The sequence below is a fragment of the Micromonospora sp. NPDC049799 genome (assembly GCF_040656655.1).
Classification (GTDB): domain Bacteria; phylum Actinomycetota; class Actinomycetes; order Mycobacteriales; family Micromonosporaceae; genus Micromonospora.
Window position 1 is genome coordinate 1 of the sequence record NZ_JBFAMU010000089.1, and the last position, 8362, is coordinate 8362.

Here is an 8362-nt window from a genome sequence, read left to right on the forward strand (position 1 = left end):
CCCGCGGCCGGGACGTCGGCCGGGGCGCTGGTCGGTGGCGGGCAGCCGCACGGCGGATCAGTGGCCGCGCTCGACGGGGTACTGGTCACCCGGGAGCAACCCCCCGGCGGCGGACCGGTGGCCGCGCTCGCCGCCGGGCTGGATCTGCTGCCGGCGACGGCCACCGTGGTGGCGGTGCTCGCCGCCGACCTCCCGCTGCTCACCCGCGATGCGATCGGCCACCTGCTCGGCCACCTCGACGCTCCGCAGCCCGCCGCAGCGACCCCGGCCGACACGCGGGCGTCAGCGCCGGGCGGGAGTGACGCCGCGACGATCGACGGGGTCTGCTTCGTCGACGCTGACGGGCGGCGGCAGACCCTGTGCGGGGTGTGGCGGGTCGACGCATTGCGGGCCGCCCTGGACCGGCTCGCCGCCGAGCGGGGTGGGGTGCTCGCCGGGGCTCCGCTGCGGGCGCTGCTCGCCGGCCTGACCGTCGTCGAGGTGCCGTGGTCCTCGGACGGCCCGCCGCCGTGGTTCGACTGCGACACTGACGAGGACGTACGCCGGGCGGAGGAGTGGGCGCGATGACGGTGATGGACGACTGGATCACGGCGGCCTGCGCCGAGCTGGGGCTCGACCCCGCGCAGGTGCCGGTGCCTGCCGTGCTCGACCTGGCCCGGGACGTGGCGCACCAGGTCCTGCGGCCGGGCGCGCCGGTCAGCGCGTACCTCCTGGGGCTCGCGGTCGGTCGTGGCGCGGACCCGGCCGGCGCCGCGGCCCGGCTCCGCGACCTCGCCGCCACCTGGCCGGTGGAACTCGGCGCCGAACGTCCCGGCGAGAGTCCGGCCTGACCGGTCCGCCGCCGGTGTCCGATCCCGGTCGGCGTTGATTCGTGACCCCGGTTCCGTGGGTAGGGTGACCTTGACGGACGGAGGCGATCATGACGGCAGACCACCCCTCGGCGCCGGCTGGTGAATCGCCCGGCAGCCTGCCGGAGCACCACGAGTCGATCCTGCTCGACGAGCCGACCACGGCAGACCTGCGGGAGAAGGTGACGCAGGCGTGGCGGGAGTTCGCGCGGGCGCTGGCCGAGCGGCTGGCCGCGCTGCCCGGCGGTTCCCACGTCGAGCTGACCCTCGACCCGACCGCCTCCGGTACGGGTGACGCCGTCTACTCGATCAGCATCGACGTGGGAGCGGACCGGGCAGTGGCGGCCCGCGCGGTGGGCAACGCGAGCCTCCCGGAGGGCTACCGCCTGGACCGGGCCGCGGTGGCGGACATGGTCGCGCTGGGCTGGTCCCCGCCGGGCGTGCTGGAGGGCTCCGGCGAGCACTTCGGGCTGCACGGCGGCGCCGAGGAAACCACCAAGCTGGCGGCGCTCTTCTCCCGGACTCTGCGGGACGTCTACGGCGCCCCGCACCCGGCCTTCCTGGTCTACCTGATCCACGACGCCGAGGGCGAGCCGCTGGAGAGCGGGCCGCTCGGCACCGCCCGCAGCGAGTTCGGCCCGGACCGGAACGTCGAGGCCGACCTGGACGAGGCGCTGGCGAAGGCCGCCGCGCAGCCCGCCGAGGACGACGTGCTGGGGCTGCCGGAGCGGGTCCGCACGGTCGTCTCGACGATGCTCAAGTCGGACGAGGACCGCCTCCAGGTCGACTCGGACGGCGACATCACCATCCGCGCCGGCTCGGCCATGGTCTTCGTACGGGTGCGGGACAACCCGCCCCTGGTCGACGTGTTCTCCCCGATCCTGACCGAGGTGGAGCCGACCGAGCGGCTGTACGTCAAGCTGTCCGAGCTGACCAACCGGATGCCGATCGGCCGGCTCTACTGCGCCGACGACACGGTGTGGGCGTCGATCCCGGTGTTCGGGCGGAACTTCCAGGCCACCCACCTGATGCTCGCCGTGCAGGTGATGACCGGTCTCGCGGACGAGCTGGACGACCGGCTGCACGGCGAGTTCGGCGGCAAGCGCTTCTTCGGCGAGGGCGACAAGCCCACGAAAAGCGACCAGGGCGAACACCGCACCGGCATGTACCTGTGACACCCCTGCCCCGCTGACGGTGGGTGGAGCCCGGAAACCCCGAATGAAACCGGGCCCCACCCACCGGGGGAGGGAGGGTCAGGTCGAGGGGAGCCAGGTGAGGCTCCGGGCGGTGGTCGGGTCGCTCGCCCGCAGGCCGGTCTCGGAGACCGTCCACAGCACGCCGCCGACCAGCAGCGACCGGGTGACGGACGGGTGGGACACCGTGCCGTGTTCGGTGAGAGCGTCGTGGGTCACCCGCAGCAGGCGTACGCCGTCGCCGACCGGGACGGCCACCAGCCCGGTCGACGGGTCGTGCAGGAAGGCGTGCGGGTCGTACTCGGCCGCCGACACGCCGTCGGGGTCGTGCCACTGGTCCAGCCGGGTCGGTCGGGTCGGGTCGCGCACGTCGAAGAGGGAGACCTGTACGCCCCGCACCCGCCCGCTGGTGTCCGCCTCCTGGCCCACACCGAGCAGCCGCCCGTCGGCCACCGGGTGCAGGTAGGACGAGTAGCCGGTGATCTTCAGCTCTCCGGTGACCCGCGGCGCGGCCGGATCGGTCAGGTCGAGGGTGTAGAGCGGGTCGGTGCGCCGGAACGTCACCACGTGTGCGGTGGCGCCGAGGTAGCGCACCGAGTAGATCCGTTCTCCCCGGCCGAGGCCGGTGACCGTGCCGACCGGGACGAGTGTGGCCCCCTGCTGTCGCAGCACGTGAACCCCGGACTCGGAGGTGCGTCCGCCGGCCTCGGTGGTGGTCGCCACCCGCAGGTGACCCTGCCACTCCGACAGCGCGTACCGGTTGACCAGCCAACCCGGTACGGAGCCGGCGGCGGCGTACCGGGGGCGGCCCGGTGCGCTCGTGTCGAACCGGTGGATGTCGGTGGCCAGCTTGCCGCTGGGGCGGATCCAGCGTCGCGGGTCCGGCCGGTCACCCATCTCCCGCGCGCCGGCCAGGTAGAGGCTGTCCCCGGTGGCGTAGACGGCGTCCGCGTGGGTGGCGACGCTGACCGGGTCGCCGTCACCGAGCCGGCCGCCGCCCAGGTCGAAGCTGAGCACGGTGAGCACGCCGGAGCCGGTGGCCCGTTCCGTCCGGGTCAGCCGGTCGCAGCCGATCCGCCCGGTGTGCCGCTGCGAGCCGGCCGTCCACTCGTACGCCGGCAGCCAGGCGTCGAGGCCGGCGGTGGCCACCACCGCCCGGTTCGCCTCGGTCGCGCGGGCGTCGGGGTTGTCCTTCCGGCCGTCGAAGGGCGGGAAGATGACGCGGGCGGCGGACCGGACCACCACGCGCGCGGTGCCGCCGGTCTGGCGGGCGTCCAGCCGGTGGCCCTGGATCCGGTACGTCCCGAGCACGCGCGGAGCGCCGGCGAGGTCCACCAGGATCAGCTCGGTGCCGCCGAGCCCCGGGCCGTCGAGTCGCTCGCCACCCGGCCGTACCGGCGTGGGGACATCGGAGAGCACCAGCGCCCGGTCGCCGTGCAGCAGCAGCTCGTTGCGTCCCCAGCGGTTCTCCGGGTCGGCGGCCAGGTCCAGCCGGCCGACGACGCGGCGGGTCGCCGGATCGACCACCCGCAGGACGTGGCCGGTGACCGTGACGATGCGCCGTCCGTCGGTCTTGACCAGGTCGGGTTCGTCTACGCCGACCTCCTGGATGTTGGTGGTGGAGTGCTCGGGGGTGTCGCGGTCCGCGCGGGCCGCCCCGGCCGGCGTCATCGGGCCGCCGAGGCCCCTCCCGGTCCACGTGGTGCCCTCGCCGGCGAAGCCCCACGGGCCGACCGAGGCGGTGGCCGCCGACCGGAGGTCGGCCAGCGCCTCGGCGCAGGACTCGTAGGAGACCGGTCGGGGGGCGGACGTCGCCGGATCGGCAGCGGACGCCCGAACGGCTCCGGTGGTCGACCGGTCGGCGGCCTGGAAGGTGGTCGCGCTTCCGGAGAGCAGGGCGAGGGTCAGCAGCGCCCCGCCGGTGAGCATGCCCCGTTTCATGGTCGATCGGACGCGGCGGACCCCCGCTGGGTTCCGGAGAATCCGACCGACCGGCAGCCGGTCCTCCCGGCAGGTGTTCGGGTCAGCCGGTGGACGGGCCGACGCCCGGGGACTCGACCAGTCGGGAGAGCACGATCGTGCTACGGGTCGAGGTGACGAAGGACTCGGCACGCAGCCGCTCCAACGCCGCCTCCAGGTGTGCGATGTCGGCGGCCCGCAGGTGCACGAGGGCGTCGGCCTCGCCGGAGACCGTGTACGCCCCGACCACCTCGGGGTGCCGGCGGACGGCCACGCCGATCTGCACGGGGGTGGTCCGGCCGGCGCAGAACAGCTCGACGAACGCCTCGGTGGTCCAGCCGACGGCGGCCGGGTCCACGACGGCCGTGAATCCCTTGATGACCCCGGCGGAGCGCAGCCGGTCGACCCGTCGTTTGACCGCCGGTGCGGAGAGCGACACCCGCTGTCCGATGTCCGCGTACGAGGCACGGGCGTCGGCGACGAGCAACGCAATGATCCGCTGGTCTACGGCATCTATCTGCAACGTTCCGCCTCTGGGAAGCAACGGTTCTGGCTGTTACCAAAGTTCTACGGTACCTACCCTTAGTCACCGTGAACCAGCAGCGAGTCTCGCGAAAGCGGACATATCTCATGTGCTCGCCTGAGCACTTCGCGGTCGAGTACGCGATCAACCCGTGGATGGACGTCACCACCGCGGTCGACGCGGAGTTGGCGGTCAAGCAGTGGGACCGTCTGCGGGTGACCCTGGCCGGCCTCGGTCACGACGTGCACCTGCTGACCCCGGAGCGGGGCCTGCCGGACATGGTCTTCGCGGCCAACGGCGCGTTCGTCGTCGACGGCACCGTGTACGGCGCGCAGTTCAAGCACGAGCAGCGGGCCGCCGAGGCCGCCGCGCACCGGGCCTTCTACGAGTCGCAGGGCTGGCGGTTCATCGCGCCGAGCGAGACCAACGAGGGCGAGGGTGACTTCGCGTACCTGCCGGAAGCCCACGGCGGCCTGGTCCTCGCGGGCCACGGCTTCCGCACCGAGCTGCCGGCGCACGCCGAGGCTCAGGAGGCGCTCGGCCGGCCCGTGGTGTCGCTGCGCCTGGTCGACCCGCGCTTCTACCACCTGGACGTCGCGCTCGCCTCGATCGACGACGAGAACGTCGTCTACTACCCGGGCGCCTTCTCGGCGGCCAGCCAGAGGGTCCTGACGCAGCTCTTCCCGGACGCGGTGATCGCCGACGACGAGGATGCTCTCGCCTTCGGCCTGAACCTGGTCAGCGACGGCCTCAACGTCGTGCTCAACAGCGAGGCGACGCGGCTCGCGGGCAAGCTCAAGGCCGCCGGCTACCACCCCGTGCCGGTGGAGCTGGGCGAGCTGAAGAAGGGCGGCGGCAGCGTGAAGTGCTGCATCGCCGAGCTGCGCCACTGACCCGACGCGACGGAGAAGGGCCGGCCCCACCCGGGGCCGGCCCTTCGTCGTACGGGGGCTCAGCCGAGCGTGGCGAGCTCGTTGATCAGGACGTTGGAGAGCACCTGACCGTCGAGCTGGACCTCGCGGAGGTACCACTTCTGCTGCGGGGTACGTGGCTGGTTGAACTGCCAGGTGCCGCGCGGGCTGTCGATCTGACCGATCTTGCCCAGGGCCAGGTTGAGCTGCTGCGAGGTGGGGTTCTCCCCGGCCAGGCGGATCGCCTGGTCCAGCACCTGCGCGGCGTCGTACGACGCCATCGCGTACGTGGTCGGGGTGGTGTTGTGCTTCTTGCGGTACGCGGAGGCGAAGACCCGGTTGGCCGTGTTGCTGAGGTCGGCCGAGTAGTTCAGCGCGGTCTGGATGCCCAGGGCCGTCGCCGGGCTCTCGGCGAAGCTCTCCAGCACCCGGCCCTCGGTGAGGAAACCGGGGGCGTAGACCTTGCCCCGGTAGCCCTCGTTACGCAGCTGCCGGATGAACTCGACCGCCGTCGTCCCGTCGTAGTGGCAGAAGATCGCGGTCGGCTTCGGTGTGCGGTTGATCGCCCGCCTGATGTCCGCCACGAACGTGCTCTTCGACGGGTTGGCGGGGTTGTCTGTCCACACGACCGCGTCCTTGATCCGCCGGTCGGTCTCGCCGAACTCCACCCGGAAGCCGCGCAGCACGTCCTGGCTGGCCGGGGTCTCCGGCATGATGATCGCGACCTGTTCCGACGGTTTGAGCTGGCGACGCATGTGCTGCCCGAGGGCCCGGCCCACCTCGTCCAGCACGTACGAGGTACGCCAGATGTAGACGACGCTCTGCAGGCTGGTCGGCGACGCGTTGGAGCCGATCAGTGGCACCCGGGCCTGCTCGACGGTGTCCCGGATGTCGAACATGACGGCCGGGTTGGCCACACCGGTGAGGGCCAGCACCCCCTGCTTGAGCAGCGATTCGACGGCCGCCTTGCCGGTCGCTCCGCTCGCGCCCTCGTCGGCGGTGAGCAGCTCGACGGGGTGCCCACCCAGTCTCCGGTCCTGCAGTTCCAGGAAGAGTTGGAACCCGTTGGCGATCTCGTCGCCGATCGCCTTGAACCCGCCGGACGTCGGCGCGACGAGGCCGATCTTGATCGGGCGTCCGTCGCCGAGCGAGGCGTCTCCGGGGTCCTCGTCCGAGCCGCAGGCGGCCACCAGTCCGGTCGTACCGAGCGCGGCCAGCAGCTTGAGTGCTCGCCTGCGGTTCATCTGCGACACCGAGTTCCTTCCCCCGGAAGCGTTGCTGGGCGGTCAGCGCCCCTCCGGCGTTCTACCTGGTTGACGACGCTCCGTCAATCCCTAGTGATCTTTAAGTAGATTCCGCAACCCAGTGGCAACGTGCGGCCACGCCTCCGACTCCGGGTCGATGAGCCCGAAATGCTCGCAAAACGGCAGCTCAACGAGCGCGACTTCGGCACCGGCCGCCTGTCCGGCGGCGACAAGATCGCGACTCATGGCGACCGGCACCTGCCGGTCCAGCGTCCCGTGGACGACTACTGTGCGTTGCCGAAGCGGCACCAGCATCCGTGGATCGGCGGCCGCGTACCGCTCGGGCACGTCGTCCGGGCCGCCACCGAGGAGCGCGGCCACCGCGCCGGAATCCAGATCCAGCCGGTACGCCTCGGCCAGGTCCGACACCGGAGCCAGGGCCAGGACGCCGGCCACCGCGGCCGGCGCGGTCGCCGCCACGTACAGGGCGAGGTGGCCGCCCGCGGAGTGCCCGACCAGGACCGGCGGACCGGGAGCCACCCGCCCGGGCAGCGCCTCCGCCGCGAGCCGGGGCAGCTCCGTCACGCCGGTCAGGACGTCCGTGAACGTGCCGGGCCAACCGCCGCCGGGCTGGCCGGTCCGGCGGTACTCCAGTTGGGCCACCGGGTGCCCGAGCGCGGCCAGGGCGGTGGCCAGGGGTCCGGTGTGCCGGCGGTCGTACTCCGCCCGCCAGAAGCCTCCGTGCACCACCACGACGAGCGGCCGGGCCGGACCGGAACCGGCCGGACGGCGCAGGTCGGCCACCTGGTCCGGATGGTCGCCGTAGGCGACGGTCGCGTCCGGCGCCGGGGTGGGACGGCTCAGCACGGCGCGTGGGTCGGCGGACATGGCGCGACCGTAGCGCGGCTCACGCCGCGGATGCCCGCCGGGAGTCGGTCCCGAGGCGCACGGGCGGGCTCGGCTGGGTAAAGATGGGTGCCATGACCCAGACGCACTCCGCGGGAGAGAACGACGAGCCGGAGCAGAACGGCACCGGACACTCGGGCACGGTCGTGGTGATCGGCCCGGACGGCCAACCGGTCGGCACCGTGCAGGCCGGCGAGGGCGGCGGCGAGGACCCGACCCGACTGGTCGAGCAGCCGGCCAAGGTGATGCGGATCGGCAGCATGATCAAGCAGCTGCTGGAGGAGGTCAAGGCCGCGCCGCTGGACGACGCCAGCCGGCACCGGATGCGGGAGATCCACGAGCGCTCGATCGTGGAGCTGAAGGAGGGGCTCGCCCCCGAGCTGCGGGAGGAGCTGGAACGCATCTCGCTGCCCTTCACCGAGGAGAAGGCGCCCAGCGAAGGCGAACTGCGCATCGCGCACGCCCAGCTCGTCGGCTGGCTGGAGGGCCTGTTCCACGGCATCCAGGCGGCCCTGGTGGCACAGCAGATGGCTGCCCGGGTGCAACTGGAGCAGATGCGCTCCGGCCGGCAGGCGCTGCCCAGCGGTCCCGGCGGGGTGATGCCGGGCATGCCCGGCATGGGCCAGCCGCAGGGCGGCGAGGGACACAGCACCGGCCAGTACCTGTGACCGTCGGCGGCCGGCCGGCCGCGCGGCCGGCGGCCCGCCCCACCCCCCCCCCCAACAATAAACCGCAGGCGGCCGCCCCCCCCCGGCGGGTTGGGGGCCCCGCGGCCCGC

General features: G+C 73.0%; 9 protein-coding genes. 5 read left to right on the forward strand and 4 right to left on the reverse strand.

Features of this window, described 5'->3' with window-relative positions; all coding sequences use genetic code 11:
* From AB0I76_RS10200 to AB0I76_RS10210, 3 genes are all read left to right on the forward strand, one after another.
* On the forward strand, nucleotides 1–567 hold a 567-nt coding region (locus tag AB0I76_RS10200; RefSeq protein ID WP_357032742.1), incomplete at its 5' end, for an NTP transferase domain-containing protein.
* On the forward strand, nucleotides 564–830 hold the full coding sequence (locus AB0I76_RS10205; protein ID WP_357032745.1) for a DUF6457 domain-containing protein: 267 nt from the start codon (nucleotides 564–566) through the stop codon (nucleotides 828–830). The genes AB0I76_RS10200 and AB0I76_RS10205, both read left to right, overlap by 4 nt.
* Nucleotides 831–919: 89 nt before the next feature.
* A complete protein-coding gene (locus AB0I76_RS10210) occupies nucleotides 920–2023 on the forward strand; it encodes a hypothetical protein (RefSeq protein WP_357032748.1) in 1104 nt (367 codons plus the stop codon).
* A gap of 78 nt (nucleotides 2024–2101) precedes the next feature.
* Here the strand turns inward: AB0I76_RS10210 and AB0I76_RS10215 are convergent, their stop codons facing one another.
* Together AB0I76_RS10215 and AB0I76_RS10220 are read right to left on the reverse strand one after the other, a co-directional pair.
* Entirely contained in the window at nucleotides 2102–3982 is a 1881-nt protein-coding gene (locus AB0I76_RS10215) for a beta-propeller domain-containing protein (protein ID WP_357032751.1), read from the reverse strand.
* Nucleotides 3983–4064: 82 nt separating this feature from the next.
* A complete protein-coding gene (locus AB0I76_RS10220) occupies nucleotides 4065–4523 on the reverse strand; it encodes an Lrp/AsnC family transcriptional regulator (protein ID WP_357032753.1) in 459 nt (152 codons plus the stop codon).
* Nucleotides 4524–4591: 68 nt separating this feature from the next.
* On the opposite strand from AB0I76_RS10220, the gene ddaH reads away from it, so the two are divergent.
* On the forward strand, nucleotides 4592–5416 hold the full coding sequence (gene ddaH, locus AB0I76_RS10225) for a dimethylargininase (RefSeq protein ID WP_357032757.1): 825 nt from the start codon (nucleotides 4592–4594) through the stop codon (nucleotides 5414–5416).
* Nucleotides 5417–5475: 59 nt separating this feature from the next.
* Here the strand turns inward: ddaH and AB0I76_RS10230 are convergent, their stop codons facing one another.
* A complete protein-coding gene (locus AB0I76_RS10230; protein WP_357032760.1) occupies nucleotides 5476–6687 on the reverse strand; it encodes an ABC transporter substrate-binding protein in 1212 nt (403 codons plus the stop codon).
* 81 nt (nucleotides 6688–6768) lie between these two features.
* Entirely contained in the window at nucleotides 6769–7566 is a 798-nt protein-coding gene (locus AB0I76_RS10235) for an alpha/beta hydrolase (protein ID WP_357032763.1), read from the reverse strand.
* Between the two features lie 83 nt (nucleotides 7567–7649).
* On the opposite strand from AB0I76_RS10235, the gene AB0I76_RS10240 reads away from it, so the two are divergent.
* On the forward strand, nucleotides 7650–8252 hold the full coding sequence (locus tag AB0I76_RS10240; RefSeq protein WP_357032766.1) for a bacterial proteasome activator family protein: 603 nt from the start codon (nucleotides 7650–7652) through the stop codon (nucleotides 8250–8252).
* Nucleotides 8253–8362: the final 110 nt, after the last annotated feature.